The organism is [Mycobacterium] fortunisiensis (assembly GCF_019050325.1).
Classification (GTDB): domain Bacteria; phylum Actinomycetota; class Actinomycetes; order Mycobacteriales; family Mycobacteriaceae; genus Mycobacterium; species Mycobacterium fortunisiensis.
This window is the reverse complement of sequence record NZ_VOMB01000002.1, coordinates 444,127-467,847: the sequence shown is the minus strand read 5'-3', so window position 1 is coordinate 467,847 and position 23,721 is coordinate 444,127. Positions and strand designations below refer to the sequence as shown.

General features: G+C 67.6%; 24 protein-coding genes. 8 read left to right on the top strand and 16 right to left on the bottom strand.

Going from position 1 to position 23,721, the window contains the following annotated elements; translation table 11 throughout:
- Window positions 1–38: 38 nt before the first annotated feature.
- On the top strand, window positions 39–689 hold the full coding sequence (locus FR943_RS02665; protein ID WP_217154774.1) for a DedA family protein: 651 nt from the start codon (window positions 39–41) through the stop codon (window positions 687–689).
- Here the strand turns inward: FR943_RS02665 and FR943_RS02660 are convergent.
- The 8 genes from FR943_RS02660 to FR943_RS02625 are packed head-to-tail and all read right to left on the bottom strand — an operon-like array spanning window position 686 to window position 9,104.
- Window positions 686–1,873, bottom strand: a complete 1,188-nt coding sequence (locus FR943_RS02660; protein ID WP_217154713.1) for a vWA domain-containing protein — start codon at window positions 1,871–1,873, stop codon at window positions 686–688. The genes FR943_RS02665 and FR943_RS02660 overlap by 4 nt on opposite strands.
- The gene (locus tag FR943_RS02655) at window positions 1,870–2,499 is read right to left on the bottom strand and encodes an SRPBCC family protein (RefSeq protein WP_217154712.1); all 630 of its coding nucleotides are present in this window, start codon (window positions 2,497–2,499) and stop codon (window positions 1,870–1,872) included. The genes FR943_RS02660 and FR943_RS02655 overlap by 4 nt, the downstream gene beginning before the upstream one ends.
- Window positions 2,496–3,395 carry an AAA family ATPase gene (locus FR943_RS02650; RefSeq protein ID WP_217154711.1) on the bottom strand — a complete coding sequence of 300 codons (900 nt, stop codon included), beginning with the start codon at window positions 3,393–3,395 and terminating at the stop codon, window positions 2,496–2,498. Before FR943_RS02650 ends, FR943_RS02655 begins: the two co-directional genes overlap by 4 nt.
- Window positions 3,385–4,131 carry an XdhC family protein gene (locus FR943_RS02645; RefSeq protein ID WP_217154710.1) on the bottom strand — a complete coding sequence of 249 codons (747 nt, stop codon included), beginning with the start codon at window positions 4,129–4,131 and terminating at the stop codon, window positions 3,385–3,387. Before FR943_RS02645 ends, FR943_RS02650 begins: the two co-directional genes overlap by 11 nt.
- 10 nt (window positions 4,132–4,141) lie before the next feature.
- Entirely contained in the window at window positions 4,142–6,541 is a 2,400-nt protein-coding gene (locus FR943_RS02640) for an aerobic carbon-monoxide dehydrogenase large subunit (RefSeq protein ID WP_217154709.1), read from the bottom strand.
- Window positions 6,538–7,029, bottom strand: a complete 492-nt coding sequence (locus FR943_RS02635; protein ID WP_217154708.1) for a (2Fe-2S)-binding protein — start codon at window positions 7,027–7,029, stop codon at window positions 6,538–6,540. The genes FR943_RS02640 and FR943_RS02635 overlap by 4 nt, the downstream gene beginning before the upstream one ends.
- Window positions 7,030–7,032: 3 nt before the next feature.
- The gene (locus FR943_RS02630; protein ID WP_217154707.1) at window positions 7,033–7,920 is read right to left on the bottom strand and encodes an FAD binding domain-containing protein; all 888 of its coding nucleotides are present in this window, start codon (window positions 7,918–7,920) and stop codon (window positions 7,033–7,035) included.
- A gap of 32 nt (window positions 7,921–7,952) precedes the next feature.
- Entirely contained in the window at window positions 7,953–9,104 is a 1,152-nt protein-coding gene (locus FR943_RS02625) for an XdhC family protein (protein ID WP_217154706.1), read from the bottom strand.
- Between the two features lie 29 nt (window positions 9,105–9,133).
- Here FR943_RS02625 and FR943_RS02620 point away from each other — a divergent pair, with 29 nt between their 5' ends.
- Complete coding sequence (locus FR943_RS02620; protein ID WP_217154705.1) at window positions 9,134–10,090, top strand: LysR family transcriptional regulator; 957 nt, start codon at window positions 9,134–9,136, stop codon at window positions 10,088–10,090.
- 4 nt (window positions 10,091–10,094) lie between these two features.
- Here FR943_RS02620 and FR943_RS02615 read toward each other — a convergent pair whose 3' ends face one another.
- The 6 genes from FR943_RS02615 to FR943_RS02590 are packed head-to-tail and all read right to left on the bottom strand — an operon-like array spanning window position 10,095 to window position 15,221.
- The gene (locus FR943_RS02615) at window positions 10,095–11,003 is read right to left on the bottom strand and encodes an LLM class F420-dependent oxidoreductase (protein ID WP_217154704.1); all 909 of its coding nucleotides are present in this window, start codon (window positions 11,001–11,003) and stop codon (window positions 10,095–10,097) included.
- 14 nt (window positions 11,004–11,017) lie between these two features.
- The gene (locus tag FR943_RS02610) at window positions 11,018–12,127 is read right to left on the bottom strand and encodes a glycoside hydrolase family 76 protein (protein ID WP_217154703.1); all 1,110 of its coding nucleotides are present in this window, start codon (window positions 12,125–12,127) and stop codon (window positions 11,018–11,020) included.
- Between the two features lie 15 nt (window positions 12,128–12,142).
- Window positions 12,143–12,796: a TrmH family RNA methyltransferase gene (locus FR943_RS02605; protein ID WP_217154702.1), complete on the bottom strand. Its 654-nt coding sequence runs from the start codon at window positions 12,794–12,796 to the stop codon at window positions 12,143–12,145.
- A complete protein-coding gene (locus FR943_RS02600) occupies window positions 12,789–13,679 on the bottom strand; it encodes a hypothetical protein (RefSeq protein WP_217154701.1) in 891 nt (296 codons plus the stop codon). The genes FR943_RS02605 and FR943_RS02600 overlap by 8 nt, the downstream gene beginning before the upstream one ends.
- 34 nt (window positions 13,680–13,713) lie before the next feature.
- Window positions 13,714–14,580: a trehalose monomycolate transport factor TtfA gene (gene ttfA, locus FR943_RS02595; protein WP_217154700.1), complete on the bottom strand. Its 867-nt coding sequence runs from the start codon at window positions 14,578–14,580 to the stop codon at window positions 13,714–13,716.
- Between the two features lie 59 nt (window positions 14,581–14,639).
- Entirely contained in the window at window positions 14,640–15,221 is a 582-nt protein-coding gene (locus tag FR943_RS02590) for a TetR/AcrR family transcriptional regulator (protein ID WP_218045214.1), read from the bottom strand.
- Window positions 15,222–15,354: 133 nt separating this feature from the next.
- On the opposite strand from FR943_RS02590, the gene FR943_RS02585 reads away from it, so the two are divergent.
- Together FR943_RS02585 and FR943_RS02580 are read left to right on the top strand one after the other, a co-directional pair.
- Window positions 15,355–16,413, top strand: coding sequence for an aromatic ring-hydroxylating dioxygenase subunit alpha (locus FR943_RS02585; protein ID WP_217154698.1), 1,059 nt, complete (start codon window positions 15,355–15,357; stop codon window positions 16,411–16,413).
- The gene (locus FR943_RS02580) at window positions 16,410–17,489 is read left to right on the top strand and encodes an NAD(P)H-dependent amine dehydrogenase family protein (protein WP_217154697.1); all 1,080 of its coding nucleotides are present in this window, start codon (window positions 16,410–16,412) and stop codon (window positions 17,487–17,489) included. Before FR943_RS02585 ends, FR943_RS02580 begins: the two co-directional genes overlap by 4 nt.
- Before the next feature lie 81 nt (window positions 17,490–17,570).
- On the opposite strand, the gene clpB is transcribed toward FR943_RS02580, so the two are convergent.
- Window positions 17,571–20,117, bottom strand: a complete 2,547-nt coding sequence (gene clpB / locus FR943_RS02575; RefSeq protein ID WP_217154696.1) for an ATP-dependent chaperone ClpB — start codon at window positions 20,115–20,117, stop codon at window positions 17,571–17,573.
- 109 nt (window positions 20,118–20,226) lie between these two features.
- Here clpB and FR943_RS02570 point away from each other — a divergent pair, with 109 nt between their 5' ends.
- The 4 genes from FR943_RS02570 (at window position 20,227) to FR943_RS02555 (ending at window position 23,263) form a co-directional block, all read left to right on the top strand.
- Window positions 20,227–21,411, top strand: a complete 1,185-nt coding sequence (locus tag FR943_RS02570; protein WP_308170428.1) for a macrolide family glycosyltransferase — start codon at window positions 20,227–20,229, stop codon at window positions 21,409–21,411.
- A gap of 67 nt (window positions 21,412–21,478) precedes the next feature.
- Window positions 21,479–22,147: a GAP family protein gene (locus FR943_RS02565; RefSeq protein WP_217154695.1), complete on the top strand. Its 669-nt coding sequence runs from the start codon at window positions 21,479–21,481 to the stop codon at window positions 22,145–22,147.
- Between the two features lie 38 nt (window positions 22,148–22,185).
- A complete protein-coding gene (locus tag FR943_RS02560; protein ID WP_217154694.1) occupies window positions 22,186–22,809 on the top strand; it encodes a CYTH domain-containing protein in 624 nt (207 codons plus the stop codon).
- A 136-nt stretch (window positions 22,810–22,945) separates the two neighbouring features.
- Window positions 22,946–23,263 carry an ESX-1 secretion-associated protein gene (locus FR943_RS02555; protein WP_217154693.1) on the top strand — a complete coding sequence of 106 codons (318 nt, stop codon included), beginning with the start codon at window positions 22,946–22,948 and terminating at the stop codon, window positions 23,261–23,263.
- Window positions 23,264–23,274: 11 nt separating this feature from the next.
- On the opposite strand, the gene FR943_RS02550 is transcribed toward FR943_RS02555, so the two are convergent.
- Entirely contained in the window at window positions 23,275–23,721 is a 447-nt protein-coding gene (locus FR943_RS02550) for a hypothetical protein (protein WP_217154692.1), read from the bottom strand.

Below are 23,721 nucleotides of genomic sequence, written 5' to 3'. Positions count from 1 at the left end.
ACACCGCCCTCCCCGAGGTTACGACCAATCTGGCACTCATGCCGGATTTCATGGACCCAGTGCACCTCATCGGGTCCTTCGGCACCTTGGCTCTGCTGGGCATCCTGATCGTCGTCTTCGTCGAGTCGGGCGTGCTGTTCCCGGTCCTGCCCGGTGACTCGCTGTTGTTCGTGGCTGGCATGCTGGCCGCGGGGACCGCCGCGGAGGGGACGGCGGTGGACGCCAACTTCCAGCTGTGGCAGCTGCTGGTGTTCATCCCGGTCGCAGCGATCCTCGGGGGCCAGGCCGGATACCTCATCGGCCGTTTCATCGGTGTCGAGATGTTCAAACCCGACGCCCGGTTCCTCAAGCAGAAATACCTGGACGAGGCGCATGGATTCTTCGAGCAGCGCGGCCCGTTCGCCATCGTCATCGCCCGGTTCGTGCCGATCGTGCGGACCCTGGCCCCGATCGTGGCCGGCGCCGCCAAGATGCGCTACTCGGTGTTCACGACGTTCAACGTTCTCGGTGCGGTCGTGTGGGGTGTCGGCCTCGTGCTGCTCGGCTACTGGCTGGGGCAGTTCGAGATCATCCAGAAGCTGCTCGAGCCGATCTTCATCCTGATCGTGCTGGCCTCGGTCACCCCGATGTTCTGGGAATGGTTCAAGCGCCGTCGCGCCGCCAAGGGCGCCACCGAGCAGCAGGCCTAATCACCGGCGATCGTCTCGAACACCGCGCGCAGGCCGGTGAGCGTGTGAGCCGGGAGAAACTGATCGCACAGCGGTAACGCGGCTGCCATCGATCCGGCCAACGGCACGTATCCCGGTGCCGCCGCGCGTGGGTTGAGCCAGACCACCAGGTGCGCCCGGCGGCGCAACCGGACCATCACCCGACGCAGCAACTCCGGCGGGTCCGAATCCCAACCGTCAGAGGCGATCAGCACCACCGCACCCCGCAGCGCGTGCCCGTGCGGCCCACCCAGCAACGCGCCGATCGAGCCGGCCAGCCGGGTACCGCCGTAGCGATCGTCGACCTTCTCGTTGGCCCGGGCCAACGCCAGCTCCGCCGAGCGGTGGGCAAGCACCGCGGTCAGGCGGGTGAGCCGGGTGGCGAAGGCGAACACCTCGGGACGCCGTCCGGTCCGGCGCAGTGCCGTCGCCCGCATCAAATGCAGATACACCGCCGCGTAGGGCTGCATCGAACCGCTGACGTCACACACCAGAACGACTCGCCGGGGGTCGGTGCGGGCGCGGGTCCTGGCCACCTGCAGCGGCTCCCAGCCGGTGGTCCGGGAGGCCCTGATGGTCTCCCTCAGATCGACGCGCCGCCCGGCGGGGTGGCGCCGCCGGCGCAGCGAGCGTCGGTGCGGCCAGCGGGCCTGCGCGTTTTCCAGCCAGACTCCGAGCTGCCTCAGCTCGTCGGCGTCGAACCGATCGAACGGCTCGTCGGTGCGCCCGGCCAGCCAACTGGGCGCGAGATCGGGCAGAAAGGCACCGTCGGGCGTCCCGGTGGCCCCGGAGACAACCGCGGGGCGCGTCGTCCAGGGCAGATCACCGGTGCTGACCGGCCCGGCTGTGGTCGTGGTGCCGGACGGCACGGTCGACGCCAGCGCCGACCGCTTGAGACCGGGCGGGTCCAGACCGATGACGGCATCGGCGAACACCGCCTCGAACACGGCGTCGAAGGCAGGCAGGTCTTCGACACGGGTGACGAGTGAGAGCCGCGCCGTCCAGTACAACCGAGCGCGGTCGGCCGGTGCCAGCTCGCGCATCGCCTGCACCAACGTCGCGGGGCCGACCGCCGATACCGTCACCCCACCCGCACGGAGCCGGTCGACCAGGGCCACGGCGAACGCCGCGAGATCTACCCCGCGCAGCAGAACCGGTGCGGTCATCTGCGGGCACGCGCGATCCGTAACCGCCCGATCGTGAACACCAGCGCCGCCAACAGGAACGCCCCCGCGACGCGCGGCCCGTATTTTTTCAGGGCGCTGCCGCCGGCCAGGGAGATCAGGTCAATCGGTTCCGGTTCGGCCGGCGGAACGCCCTGGGGAGCGGCCGGCGAAGCCGGAGCCGCGCCGGTGGCGAGCTTGGCCTCCAACGACTCGACGAACTCGCCGAGCAGTTTCTCCGACACGTCCTGCAGCATGCTGCTGCCGAACTGGGCGAGCTTGCCCACCACCTTGAGGTCGGTGTCGACGGTGACGCGGGTGACCGGCCCGGCGTCGTGCAGCCGAGCGGTCACGGTGGCGGCCGCGTTGCCCGTGCCGCGGGCCTCCTTGCCCTTCGCGTCGATCACGGCGCGGTGCTCCTCGCGGTTCTGTTCGACGAAATGAACTTTGCCGTTGAACTCGCTGGTGACCGGCCCCACCTTCACCTTCACCTTGCCCAACGTGTCCTCGCCGTCACGCCCGGTCAGCTGCGCTCCGGGCATCAGCGGGACCACCTGTTCGAGATCGGTGAGCACGTCCCAGGCCTGCTCGACGGGCACGCTGACGGTGAACTCGTTGGCGATCTTCATAAGGGACTTCCTTTCAGTTCCAGCAGGGCGTCACGGAGCTGGGCGGTGTCGTCGGGTGTCTTGGCCAGGGCTCCGAGGGTTTCCAGCGCGGCAGGGTCGACCAGGTCCGCCACACCCAGTGCCACCAGGGCCGCCACCCAGTCGATGATCTCGGCGATTCCGGGCGCCTTGTCGAGGTCGAGATCCCTTGCCGTACCCACGAATTGGGTGGCGCGCTCGATGAGCGGTGCGGTGGCGCCCGGCACCGTGCGGCGGACGATCGCGACGGCCCGTTCGCGCTGCGGGTACTCGATCCAGTGGTACAGGCAGCGCCGACGCAGGGCGTCGTGCAGATCGCGGCTGCGGTTGGACGTCAACACCACGATCGGCGGTCGCTGGGCGACGAAGGTACCGAGTTCAGGGACGGTGACCGCGGCCTCGCCGAGGAACTCCAGCAGTAGCGCTTCGAATTCGTCATCGGCCCGGTCGATTTCGTCGACCAGGAGCACCGGTGGCCGTGGTCCACGGTGCCGCACGCACTGCAGGATGGGCCGGTCGATGAGGTAGGCCTCGGTGTAGAGGTGCGCCTCGTCGAGTTGCCCGGCCCGCTCGCCGCCGTGCGCCTCGGACAGCCGGATGGACAGCAGCTGGCGCTGGTAGTTCCAATCGTAGAGTGCCTCGCTCGCCGTCAGACCTTCATAGCACTGCAGCCGCACCAGCGGCGTGTCGAGCACGGCGGCAAGGGTTTTGGCTGCCGTGGTCTTGCCCACGCCGGGCTCACCCTCCAGCAGCAACGGGCGGCCCAGGGTGACGGCAAGGTAGATGGCGGTGGCGGTGCCGTCGTCGAGCAGGTAGTCGCAGGCATCGAACCGTCGCACCACATCCTCGACACCGCGGAAGACTGGATCAGTGTCCATGTGCCGCGCAGTGCTGGTCGAGGCCGCCGAGCCTGATGCGTTCGATCACCTCGGCCATGATCGAGACCGCGATCTCGGCCGGGGTCTGCGCGCCGATGGGCAGCCCGACCGGGGTGTGTACCCTGGCGCGCTCGGCTTCCGAAAGACCGAGCCCGTCAAGGATCGCGGCACCTCGCACCCGACTGGCGACGAGACCGACGTAGCCGACGCCGGCCTCCAGTGCGGCCCGGATCATCTCGGCCTCCACGCCGCCCAGGCTCGCGATCACCACCGCCGTGGTGTCGGCCAGGTCGGCCGGTGTGTCGCTATCGAGGCGTCGCACCTCGTAGCCGAGGATTCCGCACAGCTCGACCATCGCGTCGGCGATCGGCGTGCCACCGGCGATCTGCACCAGCGGTGCGGGCACCTCGGGCGCCAGGAAGATCTCCAGGGCACCGCCGGACAGACACGGGTTGACCACCACGCACGCGCCCGGCGCTTCCGGGAAATGCACGTCCCCGTCGGGCAGTACCCGCAGCAGCACGCTCTTGCCCACCTGCAATGCCCCCAGTGCTGCCTTGCGGACCGAGTTCTGCGCGCAATGTCCTCCGACGAACCCCTCGATTGTGCCGTCGGCCAACAGGATTGCCTCGTCCCCCGGATGTACGGAGGTGGGCTGCTGTGCGCGCACCACCGTGGCGTGCACGAACGGGGTGCGGGCCCGACGCAGTTGCGCTGCGCGCTCACCGAGAGTCATCGAAGCTCCTCTAGATCGGGGGCCTGGCCCTGCCCTGCATGGCCTCCCACACCCGTGACGGGGTGAGCGGCATGTCGGCGTGCCGAACCCCGAACGGCGCCAGGGCATCCACCACGGCATTGACGACAGCCGGCGGTGAGCCCACCGTCGCGGACTCGCCGATGCCCTTCGCGCCGATCGGGTGGTGCGGTGACGGGGTGACGGTGTGACCGGTTTCGAAGTGCGGCACCTCCATCGCGGTGGGGATCAGGTAGTCCATCAACGATCCGCCCAGACAGTTGCCGTCCTCGTCGAAGGCGATCATCTCCATCAGCGCCATGCCGATGCCGTCGACCAGGCCGCCGTGTACCTGCCCCTCGATGATCATCGGGTTGATCCGGGTGCCGCAGTCGTCGACCGCCAGGAAGCGGCGCACCTTGACCACGGCGGTGCCCGGATCGATGTCGACGACGCAGAAATACGCACCATAGGGATAGGTGAGATTCTCCGGGTTGTAACAGATCTGGGCGTCCAGCCCGCCCTCGATCCCGTCCGGCAGATCACCGGCGCCGTGGGCCCGCATCGCGATGTCGGCGATGGTCACCGACGCGGTCGGGTCACCTTTGACGTGGAAGCTGCCCTTGTCCCATTCCAGGTCGGCGACCGAAGCCTCCAGCATGCCCGACGCGATGATCTTGGCCTTGTCCCGAACCTTTCGCGCCACCAGCGCCGCCGCCGCACCCGATACCGGTGTGGAGCGGCTTCCGTAGGTGCCCAGGCCGAACGGGGTCTGGTCGGTGTCGCCGTGCACCACATCGATGTCCTCGGGCGGGATCCCGAGCTCCTCGGCGACGATCTGCGCGAATGTCGTCTCATGGCCTTGGCCCTGGGTCTGAACACTCAACCGCACCACGGCTTTTCCGGTGGGATGCACCCGCAGTTCGCACCCGTCGGCCATGCCCAGGCCGAGGATGTCCATGTCCTTGCGGGGGCCGGCGCCCACCGCCTCGGTGAAGAACGACATCCCGATGCCCATCAGCTCGCCGCGTTCCCGCTTCTCGCGCTGCTCGGCGCGCAGGCCGTCGTAGTCGATCATCTGCATGGCCAGCCGCATGGTCTTCTCGTACTCACCGGAGTCGTACACCCAGCCGGTCTTGGACTTGTACGGGAACTGCTCTGGTTTCAGCAGATTTCGCAGCCGCAGCTCGGCCGGATCCAGCTTCATCTCGTAGGCCAGGCAATCGACCAGGCGCTCGACGAAGTACACCGCCTCGGTGATGCGGAACGAGCAGGCGTAGGCCACGCCGCCGGGCGCCTTGTTCGTGTACACGGCGGTCATGTGGCAGTACGCGGCCTCGATGTCGTAGCTGCCGGTGAACACCCCGAAGAAACCGGCCGGGTACTTCACCGGCGCTGCCGTGCCGTTGAAGGCACCGTGGTCGGCCAGCACGTTGGACCGGATCGCCAGGATCTTGCCGTCGGCGCTCGCGGCGATCTCCCCGACCATGATGTAGTCGCGGGCAAACCCTGTGCTGGTGAGGTTTTCGCTGCGGTCCTCCATCCACTTCACCGGCTTGCCCAACACCAGCGAACCGACGATCGCGCACACGTAGCCGGGATAGATCGGCACCTTGTTACCGAATCCGCCACCGATGTCCGGCGAGATCACCCGGATCTTGTGCTCGGGCAGCCCGGCCACCAGCGCGTAGAGCGTGCGGTGCGCGTGCGGGGCCTGCGACGTGCACCACAGCGTCAACTTGCCCGACACCGGATCCAGATCGGCCACCGCGCCACAGGTTTCCATCGGCGCGGGATGCACACGGGGATAGACCATCTCCTGCCTGAGGACCACGTCGGCCCTGGCGAACGCGGCGTCCGTGGCCGCGGCATCCCCGGTCTCCCAATCGAAGCAGTGGTTGTCGGTCTTGCCCTCCAGATCCGTGCGGATCACCGGCGCGTCTGCATCCAGCGCGTGGCGGGCGTCGATGACCGGGTCCAGCGGGTCATAGTCGACGTCGATGAGTTCCAGGGCATCCCGGGCCGAATAGCGGTCCTCGGCGACGACGAATGCCACCTCCTGGCCCTGGAACCGCACCTTGTCGGTGGCCAGCACCGCCTGCACGTCGCCCGACAGCGTGGGCATCCAGGCCAGCCCCTTGTCCGCCAGGTCGGCACCGGTGACCACGGCCTTGACCTTCGGATGTGCCTGTGCGGCAGTCACATCGATACCGGCGATCCTGGCGTGTGCATACGGCGAACGCAGGATCGCCAGATGCAGCATGCCGGGCAGTTTCACATCGTCGACATAGTGGCCTCGGCCCCGGATGAACCGGGGATCCTCCTTGCGCAGCATCCGGCCGTGGCCACACGGCTTCTCGTCGTTGACCGCGGTGTCCTCGGGCCGGTCGACCGGGTTCTCCAGCGTCGTCATGCCGTGACCTCCTCATCCGCAGCCGACTCGCGGATGTGCCGCGCCGCCCACAACACCGATCGCACGATCGTGGTGTAGCCGGTGCAGCGGCAGATCTGACCCGAGATGGCCTCGCGGATCTCGTCTTCGCTCGGGTCCGGGTTACGGTCCAGCAGCGCTCGGGCGGTGATCATCATGCCCGGCGTGCAGAACCCGCACTGCAGTCCGTGGCACTGCATGAATCCCTCCTGCACCGGGTCCAGGTGGCCATCGACCTCCATCCCCTCGACGGTGCGGATCGCATGCCCGGACGCCATCGCGGCCAGCATGGTGCAGGACTTCACCGGTTCGCCGTCGACGTCGACGACACAGGTGCCGCAGTTGGAGGTGTCACAGCCCCAATGTGTTCCGGTCAAACCCAGGTGGTCGCGCAGGAAGTGCACCAGCAGCATCCGCGGCTCGATCTCGGCGCTCACCGCGTCACCGTTGACCGTCATGTTGACCTGCATGGGTCATGCCCTTTCTACCGCGGTGCGCAGAGTGCGGATGGTCAGTTCGGAGGCCAGGTGGCGTTTGTAGTCGGCGCTGCCCCGCATATCGCTGACCGGCTCACAGGCCTGCGCGGCGGCCGCGCCCGCCTCGATGAAGGTCTCCTCCCGGGCCGGGCGCCCCACCAGCGAATCCGACACCGCACGCAGTGCGCCCGGGTCGGCGTTCACCGCGGTGAGACCGATCCGCGCCGCCGCGATCTCGGCGCCTTCCGAATCCGCGGACAGCGTCACCTGGGCGCCGGCCGCGGTCACCGCCCAATCCCCCACCCGGCGTTCCACTTTCGCGTAGGCGCTGGAGGTCCGATGGCGCAGCGGAATGCGCACTTCGATCAGCATCTCGTTGTGGGCCAGCGCAGTCTCGTAAGGGCCGGTCAGAAATTCATCGATGGGGATCTCCCGCTCCCCCGACGGACCGCGCGCCAGACACGTTGCCCCCAGCACCCGGCACACGGTGGTCAGGTCCTCGGCCGGGTCGGCCTGGCACAGTGAGCCACCGAGCGTGCCCCGGTTCCGCACCACGGGGTCGGCGATCACCCGTTCCGCGTCCCGGAAGATGGGGCACACCGCCGCCAGCCGGTCCGACTCCAGCACCTGGCGGTGCCGGGCCATCGCACCGATCCGCACCAGGAGTGGGGAGCTGACGTCCGAAACAGAGATGTAGCCCAACTCGAGGGCCAGGTCGTTGATGTCGACGAGATATTCGGGGTTGGCGATGCGCAGCTTCATCATCGGCAGCAGGCTGTGCCCGCCGGCGACGATCCTGGCGTCCTCACCCAACCGGTCCAGCAGTCCGACCGCGTGGTCGACGCTGGTGGCGCGCTCATATTCGAAAGGGCCCGGAACCTGCATGTGAGCCAGCTCACACCTGATCGGCGGCGGCGTCAACAACCAGTTAAGTGATCGCTTAACTCGTGGTGGATGCGGCCGTCGGTCTGGGTCAACGGCTGCCCGCGCCCGCCCCACCGCTGGGCGATGATCTCGGCGGCGATGGACACCGCCGTCTCCTCGGGCGTGCGCCCGCCCAGGTCCAAGCCGATCGGGCTGGACAGCCGACCCAGCTCAAGGGTGGTCATCCCCGCCTCCCGCAACCGCGCCATCCGGTCCTCGTGGGTGCGCCGCGACCCCATCGCCCCGATGTAGGCCACCTCGGGCAGCCGCAGCGCCACCTCCAACAGCGGCACATCGAACTTCGGGTCATGCGTCAGCACACAGATCACCGTGCGGGCATCGATCGCGCCGGCCTCGACCTGCGCCGCCAGGTAGCGGTGCGGCCAATCCACCACCACCTCGTCGGCCGTCGGGAACCGGGCCGTGGTGGCGAACACCGGACGTGCATCGCAGACCGTGACCCGGTAGCCCAGGAACGTGCCCTGTTGCGCGACGGCGGCCGCGAAATCGATCGCACCGAAAACCAGCATCCGCGGCCGCGGCGCGTGGCCGGCCACGAACACCTGCATGCCTTCGCCTCGGCGTTGCCCGTCGGGGCCGTACGTCAGCACCTCGCTGCGGCCGGCCGCCAGCAGGCCGCGGGCATCGTCAGCCACGGCCGCGTCGGCCCGCGCAGACCCGATTGCGCCGGCCGTGTCGCCCGCGTCGGCGCCATGTACCACCAGACGCCTGCCGATCCACGACGAATCCGGATGGGCGATGACGGTGGCCACCGCGACCGGCCGGTGCGCCTCGATGTCGTCGGCGACGGCATCCAATTGCCGAAACGTCTGCTGCGACACCGGTTCCACGAACACATCGAGGATGCCGCCACACGTCAGGCCCACCTCGAAGGCGGCGTCATCGCTGACGCCGTAGCGCTGCAGCACCGGGACACCACTGGCCATCACCTCGGTCGCCAGTTCGTACACCGCACCCTCGACGCAGCCACCCGACACCGACCCGGCGACCGTACCGTCGGGGGCCACCACCATCGCCGCGCCCGCGGGCCGAGGCGCCGACCGGAATGTGCGCACCACGGTCCCCACGCCGGCGGTGCCGCCGGCGCGCCACACCGCTAACAAGGTGCTCAGCACATCTCTCACGCCGATCAATCTATGCCAATCTGTTAGTCGTGACACCCGCGCAGCTGCGTGCGTTTTCGGCGGTGGTGCGGCTGGGCTCGGTGCGGGCCGCAGCCGAGGAGCTCGGTATGTCCGACGCCGGGATCTCCATGCACGTCGCCCAACTGCGCAAAGAACTCGACGATCCACTGTTCACCCGCACCGCGGCCGGCCTGGCCTTCACCCCGGGCGGACTACGGCTGGCCAGCCGGGCCGTCGAGATCCTCGGCCTGCAGCAGCAGACCGCGATCGAGGTGACCGAGGCCGCGCACGGCAGGCGGTTACTGCGCATCGCCGCGTCGAGCGCATTCGCCGAGCACGCCGCACCGGGCCTCATCGAGCTGTTCTCGTCGCGCGCCGACGACCTGTCCGTCGAACTCAGCGTGCACCCGGCCGGCCAATTCGCCCACCTGATCACCTCGCGCGCAGTCGATATCGCGCTCGGACCCGCCCCGGCGGACAACGGTCACGGGCTGGCCGTCCGATCCTTTCTGAAATACCAGATCATCACGGTCACCACACCCGACAGCCCCTTGGCCGCCCGCACGCCCACCCCGGCGCTGCTGCGCGAACAGCAGTGGCTGCTCGGCCCGTCAGGCGGCAGTACCGACGGTGAGATCGCGGCGATGCTGCAGCACCTGGCGATTCCCGAAGCCCGGCAACGCATCTTCCAGAGCGACGCCGCCGCACTCGACGAGGTACAGCGCGTCGGCGGGGTGACGCCGACCATCGGCTTCGCGGTGGCCAAGGATCTGAGCAGCGGACGGCTCGCCCAGATCAAGGGCCCCAGCCTGCAGGTCGCCGGCGAATGGTCGGCCTGGACGCTGCCCCCGGCCGCACGCCAGCCCGCCGTCTCGGAGCTGGTCCGGTTCATCACCACCCCGCGCTGCACCCAGGCCATGATCCGCGGCACCGGCGTGGGGGTTGCCCGGTTCCGACCGAAAGTGCATGTGACGCTGTGGAGTTGAGCGGCTACCCCAGCCCGAGCGCGCCGGCGAGTTCGCGCAGCGCCGGCCGCGGATCAGCCATCGGGTTGTCGCCGAGCACCTGCAGCACCACGTGGTCGGCACCGGCGTCCAGATGCGCCGTCACAGCCTTGGCCGCACTGTCGACCGATCCCATCCCCACCACACCGCGGGCCAGCCGGTCCGACCCGCCACGGACCAAATCGGACTCGTCAAAACCCTGACGCAGCCACGAATTCCGGTAATTCGGCAGACCGCTGTACACGTCCAGGTGCGCGTGGGCACGGCGGAGCTGGTCCTCGTCGGTGGATCCGATGGCCACCGCCTGCTCCGAGACGATCCATTTGTCCGGGCCGAGGATGTCGCGGGTGACCCGGGTCTGTTCCGGCGTCACCAGATAAGGGTGGGCGCCGTCGGCGTGCGTGCCCGACAACTCGATCATCTTCGGGCCCAGCGCGGCCAGCAGCCGAGGTGGCCGGCCGACTCCCGGTTCGATCTGCTCGGGCACCGCGGCCATCCGGTCCAGGTAATCGCGCATCGTGGCCAGCGGCTTCTGGTACACCCCGCCCAGACCGTGCTCGACCAACGGTCCGTGGCTGACCCCGAGCCCCAGCACGAACCGGCCCGGATGCAGCGCGGTGAGCGTGCGGGCCCCGGTCTCGGCGGCACTCGGCACCCGGACGTGGATGTTGGCGATGCCGGTGCCGATCACCAGCCGCTGCGTCGCGGCGAGGAAGGCCGCCGACTGCGTCAGGCACTCCTTACCCGTCACCTCGGGCAGGAACAGCGAACCGAAGCCGAGCGCCTCGATCTCACGGGCAACCTCCTGCGCGGCGGGCATCGACCAGGTTTCACTGGCCCACCACACTCCGATCCGGCTGGGGAAATCGATATGGGCTCGCGGCTCTTGCGTCAACACCGGCTCCTTGGCTAGTCCTCGTCCGCGGCCACGGTGTGCGCGGCCTCCATCAACATCCAACCCGACACCTGGACGGACAGATCACGCTCGGGGATGGCCGAGGCGTTGACCGCGCCCTCGACGAACTGGGCTTCCTTGCCGGTGGCGGTGGGGATCTCGGCGGCGCGATCCCAGAACGCACTGAACAGCGGCAGCCCATCGACGGTCTGGCGGTTCGTCCACGCGGACTCGGCGGATTTGAGCACGATGGTCCGGGCCGTCGCACGCGCCGCGTCATCCTCGGCGGTGGAGCCCGGCAAGGTGTTGGCCACGAGCGCCAGGTACCGCGCGGTGATGCCGTTGAACAATCCGCCGTCGCCCCCGCCGGCGCCGTTGATGACACCGCCGGGCGCCATCTCTTTGTCGACGGCGGCTACCAGCCGGCGCACCCGTTCGGCGTGCCGGGTGTCCTGGGTGCGCACTGCGAGCTCGACCTCCAGCCCGAGCACCACGCCCTGGCAGTAGGTGTATTGCGCGCGCACCATCGAACCGGCCTTGATGCCGTCAAACACCAGATGCGTCTCCGGGTCGATCAGGGTGTCGTCGATCCAGTCGGCCATCTGCTGGGCGCGGCGCAGCCGGTCGTCATAGCGGGCCAGGAAGATCCCGGCCGGCCCGTTGGCCGGGGCGTTGAAGAACTGGTCCTGTTTGCGCCACGGGATACCGCCGCCGTCCTCGGGCACCCAGGCATTGACGAACTGGGTGCACAGCTTCTTGAGTGCATGGGCCTTCTCGACGTCGACGAGCCGTCCGGCCCGCTCCAGCGCCAACGCCAGCCAGGCCATGTCGTCGTAGTAGTTGTTGACCCACGACAGGTTGTTGCGCAGCCAATGTGCCCGGATCTGCCGTTCGATGCGGGTCTTGCGTTCGGGCTGCGGGTCACGTACCTGTGCGTCGACGAGACAGTCCAGCAGGTGCGCCTGCCACCAGTAGTGCCAGGTGCCGAACTGCCGGTATTTCTTGGTTGCCGGCCAGGCCGTCACCCCGAGCTGGGTGCCCGGCAGACGCCACAGTTTGGTCAGATGACGTTGGGTGATCGCAGCTTCGGCGCTGGCCGCACGGTTGGCCCATAGCTGATCCATGCTTACGATCCTGCCTTACCAGGCCTCCGAAATGTCGGCATGTCGGGCGATCCAGGCATGCATGGCGATTCCGGCAGCAACCCCGGCGTTGATACTGCGGGTCGATCCGAACTGGGCGATGGACACCGTGACGGCCGCACCGGCCTGCGCCTCGGGCGTGATGCCCGGCCCCTCCTGACCGAACACCAACAGGCAATCACGCGGCAGCTCGGTCTCTTCGAGCCGCACCGCGCCGGGGACGTTGTCCACCGCCACCACCGTCAGCCCGGATTCCGCCGCGAAAGACAGCAATTCGGCCGTGGTGTCGTGGTGACGCAGCCGCTGATAGCGGTCGGTGACCATGGCGCCCCGCCGATTCCAGCGGCGCCGCCCGACGATGTGCACAGTGTCGACGGCGAAGGCGTTCGCGGTACGCACCACCGCACCGATGTTGGCGTCGTTGCCGAAGTTCTCGATCGCGATGTGCAGCCGGTGCCGGCGCGTGTCGATATCGGCGATGATCGCCTCGCGGGTCCAGTACCGGTAGGCGTCAACGACATTGCGGGTATCCCCGTCGCGCAGCAGGTCGGGGTCATAACGCCCGGCGTCCGCGCCGGTGGGCAGCGGCCCCGCCCAGGGCCCCACCCCCGGGGACTCGCCCCACTCGGTCGGGCCGGCGGTCTCAACCACCGGTGGTCCACAGCGCCGCATGGGTACCGATCACCGACACCGACGCATACAGCAGCGCGGCGTTCATCTCACCCTGGGTGCACAGCGAGGCCCGGACGTTGACGGCATCGCGCGAGGCCTCCGGCATGATCAGCACCGACGAGCCGTACACCGCGCAGGCGTGGCTGAGGCCCGGCGGGGGCAGCGTGGGGGCGGCCACCACCATCAACGGACCACCGCGGGCCGCCGCATCGTCCGCGTAACGCTGTGCCGCACCGTCGATTTCGAGGCCGAGCAGCATGTAGCCCTTGCCGGTGAACGCATCTGGGGCACCGAGCGCGGCCGGCGACAGCTGTGCACCGTCGGCGCTGAACGCGTCGACGCTGGTGGATTTGACGGTCACCCCGGTCTCGTCGACGTTGGTGGGCAGCAACCCGACCGGGAACGCCGCCGGGTAGGCGACCGTGGTCTTCGGAATACGCTCCCGCGGCGAGTACACATACACTCCGCGCACCTGGTTCTGTTCCCGCAGCGGCCCCAGGCAGACGGTGCCCGTGAGCTTGCCCGGTGACGGCGCGGACAGCGGCCGCAACCCGAGATCGGTCAGGTCATCGCAACCGTGCAGGGCGTCGGCCTCGATCGGATGCGCCAGCGCGCCGTACAGACCGAACCGCAGATCCTCGGGTTTGGCATGGCTCTCGCCCGACGCCGAGCCCTCGACGTCGATCAGCACCTGCTCGGCGTCGAACCGCAGATTCGAGACCTTGAGATGCCAGCCGAGAATGTCCAGCGAGTCGCCCAGCGCGGCGGTCGATGCCTCATAGGTACGTTGCGGGTCGTCGGACGTGCAGCCTGCGGTGACGAGCACGAGTACCGCCGTCACCAGCGCGATCAGCGCCCGCACCGGCACAGTTCTGTTCTGCGTTCTCCCACGGCCTTCAGCGCTGGTAATGCGGAGCGTGACGTCCGTTGCGGGCCGGCGGCGGAGTGCGCCGGATGACGTCCGGGCGGCCTGGTTCCTGACGTGGCTGGGTGTAGCGGCCCACGTCACCGCGGCCCGGCATCGCGTCAGCGCGCCCCGGCGGCAGTTCCCGGCGCCCGGCCGGGGTCGGCGCGAGCGGGCGGCTGGGTGAGCCGGCGCGACGGGCCAGCGCGGCCTGGCTGCCCTGACCGGACTGCGGTGCCACGCCGTTCTGCGAAACCGGGGGCAGCACCCGCAGCAGATCGTTGAACTGACGCACGGTGCGCAGCCCTTCGTCCCATTGCGCGCGGGTACTGGTGACCGGCATGGCGACGAGCGTCCAGTTCTGCTCGTTCCACATGATCTCGGCGCAATCGGGAGCGGTGTGGGCGAACGTGACCATCCGGCGGTCGCAGGCGCGACGGGCGGCGTCGAGGTTGGTGGAGTACACCATCCGCGGGCCGATGGCGCCGAGCAGCCAGATGTCGCTCTCGCGGGGCTCCTTGATGCCCTTGAGTCGCAGATCGACGACGACGTTCGTGCCGACCTTGCGGTGCAGCGCGATCACCGTCGCCACCTCTTCGATGTCAAAGATGAACACCGCCTCGCCACGGATCTGGCCGAGGACGACGTTCTTGGCCGCGACGTCACCGATCGTCGACATCACCCCGCGCTTCCAGCGCTTGAGGATCTCGTGCGACTCATGCTCGTAGTCGAATCCATGCGACTTCGCCCACGACTTGCGGCGCCGTCCCAACCCACGCCGACGGTCGATGTCGACGTACAGCAGCACCGCCGCACCCACGAAACAGAGTGCGGACAGCGTGAACCAGAGCGGGACCATCGGCCATAGCCTACTTGTTGACCGCGGGAATGCCCCAGCCTTGTGAGGTCACAACCCGATTACTGGTGATCAGGACGCCGCAAGCGGGGGTCCTCGAGGTACGCGACGATCGCGTTGGTCAGTCCGCGCCGGGCCACGTCGAGGTCGATGAAACTGCCCAGTTGCCGCTCGGAGGTGATGCCGCGCATCGCCCCGGGGATGAACGCGGCAACCTCGCGCACCCGCTCGGGGTCGACGCCGAGGTCGGCGAAGGCCTGCTGGCAGGTCTGCAGCCAGCCCTGGCCCCAGGACGACAGTTCGGCCGCGGTCTTCGGGTAGAGACGTTCCAGTTCGGCGGGATCCCGCGGCAGCGCGGCGCGCAGATTCTCGATCGCCCGCGAATCGCCGGCCGTCAGCCCGTCGTAGAGCAGGTCGATGATCGCGGCGACGCGCTGGCGCAACGACGCAGCGCTGTCGTGGTGGCTGAACATGCCCGCGCGCCGTTCGGCGGTGCGGTGCAGGACCGCCGCCCAGAATCCGTCGATGTCGCCGAATTGGTATTTCACGGCGCCCCAGGTGGCACCGATGTCCTTGGCGATCCGGTTGGCCGAGACCGCCCCCGGGTCACCGGTGGCCAGCGCCTTGCGGGCGGCCTCCAGCATGCTCTCCCGGGTGGCTTCGCCGCGCCGGTTGGTGCGGCGCGCGCTCGCCTCGGTCTCGGTCACCCCCGAGAGATTACCCCGTTTTCACAGAACCCTCTTCCAAAGTTTCACAGATCCTCCTACGATTCGCCTCATGGCCAAACCACCGTTGTCGATGAAACCGACGGGATGGTTCCAGGTCGCCTGGTCGGACGACGTTTCCGTCGGTGCCGTGCACGCCATGAAGTACTTCGGCGAGGAGATGGTCGCCTGGCGATCGGAAACCGGCCAGGTGACCGTGATGAACGCCTACTGCGAACACCTCGGCGCCCATCTGGGATTCGGCGGGCATGTCGTGGGCGAGGTCATCCAATGCCCGTTCCACGGCTGGCAGTGGAACACCGAGGGGCGCAACGTCTGCATCCCCTATCAGGACCGGCCCAACCGCGGCCGCCGGATGCGCACCTACCCCGTCGTCGAACGCAACGAGGCCATCTACATCTGGCACGACATCGACGGGCGGGAGCCGTTCTTCGACGCGCCGGACGTGTTCGCGTCGTTCGCCGACGGCAGCAGCGCCGCGGACTACTACCCCCAGCAACGGCTGTTCCGCGGAGGGCTCGAGCTGCATCCGCAGTACGTGCTGGAGAACGGCGTCGACTTCGCGCACTTCAAATTCGTGCACCAAACCCCGATCGTGCCGGTGTTCACCCGTCACGACTTCGCCGCGCCGATCTCCTACGTGGATTTCACGATCACCTTCGAGGGCTCCGATCAGCAGTCGATCGACGATGTGCGCAGCGGCGTCGAGGCGATCAACGGCGGACTCGGCATCGCGGTGACCAAGAGCTGGGGCATGATCGACAACCGCACCATCTCCGCGGTCACCCCCGTCGACGAGGCCACCTCCGACGTCCGGTTCATGGTCTACATCGGGCGGACCCCCGGCAAGGACAGCCCCCGGGCGGCCCAGCGCGCCACCGAGTTCGGCGACGAGGTGATCCGGCAGTTCACCCAGGACATCCACATCTGGTCACACCAGCGCTACTCCGATCCCCCGGCGCTGGCCACCGCCGAATACGAAGGCTTCACCGCAATCCGTAAGTGGGCCATGCAGTTCTATCCGGACGGTCTGGGCGGTAGTGCCGCAGACCTGGCTTCTGGTGGCGGAGCCGCCAATTCAACCTCAGGACGAGAGGCCGATTTCACATGACCGAGAAGATCCGCGTTTTCCAGGTGGCGACCGGCAACGTCGGCACCGAGATGATCAAACGCATCGGCAAGCGCCCCGATCTCGAACTGGTCGGATTGCATTGCTACACACCGGAAAAGGTGGGCCGCGATGCTGGAGAGATCGCCGGGATCGATCCGATCGGGGTGACGGCGACAGGCTCGATCGACGAGATCATCGCCGCTCGTCCCGACGTGCTGACCTTTCATGGCGTGTTCCCCGACGAGGACCTCTACGTGAAAGTCCTTGAGGCCGGCATCAACATCGTCACCACCGCGGACTGGATCACCGGTTGGCACCGCGACACCAACCATCCGCACCCGTCGGGCAAGCCGGTGTCGCAGCTGCTGGCCGAGGCCTGCGCCAAGGGTGGGTCGACGTTCTACGGCACCGGCATGAACCCGGGCCTCAACCAGATCCTCGGCGTGGTGTGCTCGGCCGACGTCGCCGAGATCGAAAACGTCACCACCATCGAATCCGTCGACGTGTCATGCCATCACAGCAAGGACACCTGGATCGAGGTCGGCTACGGCCTGCCCGTCGACGACCCGTCGATCCCCGGCAAGCTGCGCAAGTACACCGAGGTGTTCGCCGACAGCGTGCTGATGATGGCCGACTGCTTCGGACTCGAACTCGACGAGGTCAAGTTCAGCTACGAGCTGGGTGCCTGCACCAAGGATGTCGACCTGGGCTGGTACACCCTGCCGAAGGGATCGCTGGGCGGCAACTACATCAAGTACCAGGGCATGGTCGACGGCGTACCGCGCGTCGAGACCCATCTGGAATGGCAGATGACTCCGCACACCGACCCGAGCTGGGACATCAAGGGCTGCTACATCACTCAGATCAAGGGCGATCCGTGTGTCTACAACAAGCACATGATCTTCCCGAAACCCGGTGTGGACCTGTCCGATCCGGACTCATTCGCCTCGATCGGCATGACCGTGACCGGGCTGCCAGCCCTCAACGCCATCGCGTCGGTCGTGGCGGCCCCGCCGGGGTTGTTGACAAGCGCCGACGTGCCGCTGCGTGGCTTCGCCGGCCGGTTCGCCCTTTAACGCTTTAGCGCCGAAACGGCATTCCAGCAGGCGTCCTCTCGAACTTTCCCTGCTGGAATGCCGTTTCGCGGCAACTGGGCGTCAGCCCAGGACCAGGCCTTCGCCGTCGGCGCTGACGTTGACCGGCACCACGTCGCCGTCGTGCACCTGGCCGGCCAGCAGCATCTTGGCCAGCTGGTCACCGATGGCCTGCTGCACCAGGCGGCGCAGCGGGCGGGCACCGTAGAGCGGGTCGAAACCACGCTCGGCCAGCCACGTCTTGGCCGGTAGCGACACCTCGAGGGTGAGCCGGCGCTGCGCCAGCCGCTTCTGCAGCTGTTGCAGCTGGATGTCGACGATCGACACCAGCTCCTCGGGATTCAGCGCGTCGAACAGGATCACGTCGTCCAACCGGTTGATGAATTCCGGTTTGAACGCCGCCCGCACCGCGGCCATCACCTGTTCCTCGGTACCACCGGCACCCAGGTTGGAGGTCAGGATCAGGATCGTGTTGCGGAAGTCGACCGTACGGCCCTGGCCGTCGGTCAGCCGGCCCTCGTCGAGCACCTGCAGCAGCACGTCGAACACGTCCGGGTGGGCCTTCTCGATCTCGTCGAACAGCACCACCGTGTACGGACGCCGCCGCACCGCCTCGGTCAGCTGACCACCCTGGTCATAGCCGATGTATCCCGGGGGCGCACCGACCAGCCGAGCCACCGAGTGCTTCTCGCCGTACTCGCTCATGTCGATGCGGACCATGGCGCGCTCGTCGTCGAACAGGAACTCCGCCAAGGCTTTTGCCAGCTCGGTCTTACCGACACCGGTCGGGCCCAGGAACATGAACGAACCCGTCGGCCGGTTGGGATCGGCAACACCGGCGCGCGAACGGCGCACCGCATCGGAGACGGCGGTGACGGCCTTCTTCTGGCCGATGACGCGCTTGCCCAGCTCCTCCTCCATGCGCAGCAGCTTGGCGGTCTCGCCTTCGAGCATGCGGCCGGCCGGGATGCCGGTCCACGCCTCGACCACCTCGGCGATGTCGTCGGGACCGACCTCTTCCTTGAGCATCACGTTCTCACGAGCCTCGGCCACCGGCAGGGCGGCGTCGAGCTTCTTCTCCACCTCAGGGATGCGTCCGTAGCGCAGCTCGGCAGCCTTGGCCAGGTCGCCGTCGCGCTCGGCGCGGTCGGCCTCACCGCGCAGCGTGTCCAGCTGCTCCTTGAGCTCGCGGACCACGTCGATGGCGCCCTTCTCGTTCTGCCATCTCAGCGTCAACTTCGCCAGTTTCTCTCGTAAATCAGCCAACTCGTCGCGCAGCTTCTCCAGCCGCTCCTTGGAGGCGTCGTCCTCCTCCTTCTCGAGCGCCATCTCCTCGATCTCAAGACGGCGGACCAACCGCTCGACCTCGTCGATCTCGACGGGGCGCGAGTCGATCTCCATCCGCAGCCGCGACGCGGCCTCATCGACCAGGTCGATGGCCTTGTCCGGCAGGAACCGGCTGGTGATGTAGCGGTCGGACAGGCTGGCCGCGGCCACCAGCGCCGAGTCGGTGATGCGCACACCGTGGTGCACCTCGTAGCGGTCCTTGAGACCACGCAGGATGCCGACGGTGTCCTCCACGGACGGTTCGCCGACCAGCACCTGCTGGAATCGGCGCTCCAGCGCGGCGTCCTTCTCGATGTACTTGCGGTACTCGTCGAGCGTGGTCGCGCCGACGAGGCGCAGCTCACCGCGGGCCAGCATCGGCTTGATCATGTTGCCGGCGTCCATCGCGGATTCACCGGTGGCACCGGCACCCACGATGGTGTGCAGCTCGTCGATGAACGTGATGACCTGGCCGGCCGAGTCCTTGATCTCGTCGAGCACGGCCTTGAGCCGCTCCTCGAATTCACCGCGGTACTTGGCGCCGGCCACCATCGAGCCCAGGTCGAGGCTGATGACGGTCTTGTCCCGCAGGCTTTCGGGCACGTCGCCGGCCACGATGCGCTGGGCCAGGCCCTCGACGATCGCGGTCTTGCCGACGCCGGGCTCACCGATGAGCACCGGGTTGTTCTTGGTGCGGCGGCTCAGCACCTGCACGACGCGACGAATCTCGTTGTCGCGACCGATAACCGGATCGAGCTTGCCCTCGCGGGCGGCGGCGGTCAGGTCGGTGGAGTACTTCTCCAACGCCTGGTAGCTGCCCTCGGGGTCGGCACTGGTCACCCGGGCGCTGCCGCGCACCTTGGTGAACGCGTCGCGCAGCGCCTGCGGAGATGCACCGTGTCCGGTGAGCAGCTTGGCCACCTCAGAACTGCCAGTGGCCAGGCCCACCATCAGGTGCTCGGTGGAGACGTACTCGTCGTCCATCTCGGTGGCCAGGTGCTGGGCCGTGGTGATCGCGGCGAGCGATTCCCTACTCAGCTGAGGTTGGCTGCTGGCGCCACTGGCGCTGGGCAGCTGGTCGAGCAACCGCTGCGCCTCGGTCCGGATCGTCGCGGGGTCCACGCCGACGGCCTCGAGCAGGGGTGCGGCAATGCCCTCGTTCTGAGTGAGCAGTGCCATCAATAAGTGAGCGGGCCGGATCTCCGGGTTGCCGGCAGAACTTGCCGCCTGCAACGCTGAGGTCAGCGCCGCCTGAGTCTTGGTCGTCGGGTTGAACGAGTCCACGACACCTCCCTTTTTCGATAGAGAAAATGCTTGTCGTGATGTTCAACGTAGTCAAGGTTGAGTCTGTTCCGCTCAACTTTGATTATTTTTCCCCGGCAGACTCGAACACGTGCACCCCGCCTCCCACATCGCCGTAGTCGCCGCGTCCGCCCCCAGCCATATGTACCCACATCTGGCCGTCGTCCACGAGCTGGCACGCCGCGGCCACCGGGTGAGTTACCTGGTCGGTGCTCACCTGGCCGATCTGGCCCGGCCCACCGGGGCCGACGTGATCGCCTGCACCTCGGTGCTGCCCGGAGCCCCCGGTGCGCCGGAGAGCTTCGATGAGAACGACGCCGTGGCCGGCATGCGAATTTTTCTCGACGAAGCGGTGCATGTGCTGCCACAGGTGCACGCCGCCCTCGACAACGACCGGCCGGACCTGGTGCTCTACGACATCGGCGGCATGGCGGGGCCGGTGGCAGCAGCACAGTGGGGCGTCCCGGCGGCGCAGCTGTCCCCGAGCGAGGTGGCCTGGGCGGGCTATCACGACGACATGGCCGACATCCTGGGCCCGATCTTGAACAGTCCCGACGGCCTGGCCTACCGGCAGGCGTTCGACAGCTGGCTCACCGATTCCGGAACGGGCTTGACGTTCGACGAGGTGACGGGCGCGCCGCGGCGGTGTCTGGCGTTGATCCCGCGGGTGATGCAGCGCCACGCCGACCGGGTCGGCGACCGCTACCGATTCGTCGGCCCGTGCATCGACCCGCAACGCGAGGACCCGGGCGACTGGACTCCACCGGCCGGGGACGGTCCGCTCGCCCTGCTGGCGTTCGGCACGGCCTACACCGACCGAGCCGACGTGTACCGCAACGTCATCGAGGCGCTCGACGGACAGGGCTGGCGGCTGGTGCTGTCGTGCGGACGCGCCGAGGTGGGGCCGGTCCCGCCATGGGTCCAGCTGCGCGCGTCGGTTCCCCAGCCGGCGGTACTGGCACAGGCCGACTGCTTCATCACCCATGCCGGGATGGGCTCGTGCACTGAGGCTTTGTGGTTCGGGGTGCCGATGGTGGCGATCCCGCAGGCCGTCGATCAGCCGGCCAACGCGGCCAGGCTGGAAGCCGTCGGCGTCGGGTGTCACCTGTCGGACCCGCTGCCCAGCGCCAGGCAGATTCGCGACGCCGTGCGCAGCGTCGCGACCTCGCCGACGGTGCGGGCGACGCTCGACGCCGTCCGCACCGAGGTCCGTTCGCACGGCGGGCCGGGGCACGCCGCCGACGCAGTCGAGGACATAACGGCCGGTCGATGGTGACCATCTGCTTCGACGTTGCTACGTTCTGCGCAGATACTGCCTCTGTCACCGCGTGGAGAGGGCCGCCATGACGCAAGGTTGGGGTTCGATTCTCACCGAACTCATCCCGCTGGCATTGGTGGTGGCGCTTTCGCCACTGACGATCATCCCGGCCGTGCTCGTGCTGCACACCGCCCGGCCCCGTCCGACCGGGCTGGCGTTTCTTTCCGGCTGGTTGATCGGCCTGGCCGCGCTGACCGCAATCTTCGTCGGCGTCTCCGGATTGCTCGGCGGCTTCGACAAACCGCCCACGTGGGCGTCGTGGCTGCGCATCGTGATCGGTGTGGCCCTGCTCCTGCTCGGCGGGTACCGCTTCGCCACCAGAAAGACCTCCGAGCACATGCCAGGCTGGATGACCGGCCTGAGCAGACTGACCCCGCTGCGAGCCGGCGCCACCGGCGCAGTACTCACCGTGGCCAACCCGAAAGTGCTCTTCATCTGCGCAGCAGCAGGTTTGGCGATCGGCAGCGCCGGCCTCGGCCAACCCGGTGTCTGGGCTGCCGGGCTCTGCTACGTGGCAGCCGCCGGGGCGACCGTGGCCCTGCCGATCCTGGCCTATGCGGTGTCCGGTGATCGTTTGGATCCCACGCTGGCTCGGCTCAAAGAATGGATGGAACGCCGGCACGCCGTCTTGGTTGCCGGAATTCTCGTGGTGATCGGCCTGCTCGTGCTCTACAAGGGAATTCACGCGCTCTAGTAGTGCCGTTTCCGCGTCACGCGGGCTACGGTATGGCCATGTCCGAGTCCGGTTTCGGTGATTTCGAATTCGAGCGGAAGTTCTTTGTCCGCGAATTTCCCGCGGTGGCGGCATCGGATCCCATGCCCGCGTTGATCGTGCAGGCCTATCTGTTCGCGTCTGACGGTTATGCCGTCCGGGTTCGTATTCAGGGTCCGGCACCGGTTGATCTGGATGCCGAACCCAGCGCGCTGGTCGAGGCCCTGGGCGAGGAATCGATCGGCACCATGACCGCCAAGGGCCCCGCCGTCGGAGGCACTCGCTACGAGGCCGAACGCGAACTCGATCCGTTGGTCGCCGCGCAGATTGTGCAGCGCTCGGAAAATGTCGTTGCCAAGGTTCGCTATTCGGCGTGGCTCGGCGAGGACGGCTGGATCGTCGATCGATTTCTCGGCGCCAATGCTCCGCTATTGCTTTCCGAGGTTGAGCGTGGCGGGCCCGTCGTCGACCTGGCCATTCCGTCATTCTGCGTATCCGAGGTCTCCGAGGACGACCGGTTCCGCAACGAATACCTGGCGCACAAACCATTCGGCACGTGGGCTGAGGAGTATCGGCGCGAACTCGATCGGATCGGCCCTACCTTCGTGGACAGCTTGGGCCAGAACCAGTTCGAAGGCAGTTGACGCAACGCGATGGCAGGCCCCGTGGGCCGGCATGTAGCGCCCGTGAAATTGGTGCATCTCGACGTCCTGAAGGGCCGATATGCTCACCGTGGTAAGCACGTAGCAGCTGCCAATGCCAAGCCACTAGGAGCACACCATGTCTGGCGAATTGCGGGTAACCACGTCCCACGTTCGCGAACTCGGCGAACGACAGGGCACCGCCGCGCAACAGATTGAAGCCGCAGGCGCGGCCGCCCAAGGTGTTGGTATGTCCATGATGGGCAACCATGGGGTGGTGTGCCTGACGTCCAACATGGCTGTCACGATGGCCGAACAAGCACGCGCCGCCGCTGCCGCCAAGATGAACCTCGTGTCGACCGGACTCTCAGAGAAACTTGGTATTGCAGCCACCCTGTACGACCGTGCCGATGCCCAGGGCGCCGGCAAACTGGACAAGGAAATGCATCCCCGCTGAGACCGCTCCGGTCAGCTGTACGCAGGAGGGGGTTGTAGCGGCCCTCGCCCGTGAGCGACCGCCTGCTGCATCGCAGCGTGTACACCACCGAGAACACGCTGACAGTCGATGATCTGATTGTCGAGGTATTGCAGGTACGTCTGATCACGCTTGGTCGGATACCTTGGCGTGGCAAGCATTCTACGTTGACGGAGTCCGTCGATAATCTGTGTACATCTGTCACTCTCGGCCGCAAGTTCGTCATACGGGGCCGACCAGAATCGTTCTGCGGGCCACCTGGCCCAGAACAGTGATGAGCGCGCCAACGACTGCGCCTGCCGTTGTTGAACTCGCCGAGTTCCAAACACATTGATCCAGTAGAGAATTGCGGAGACTGCGAAGCCTGCCATCGCCACCGCAGGAAAAATCCAACCCATCGCCTGCAATTCGGTGACAACGTCACCCAAATCGACGCTCAC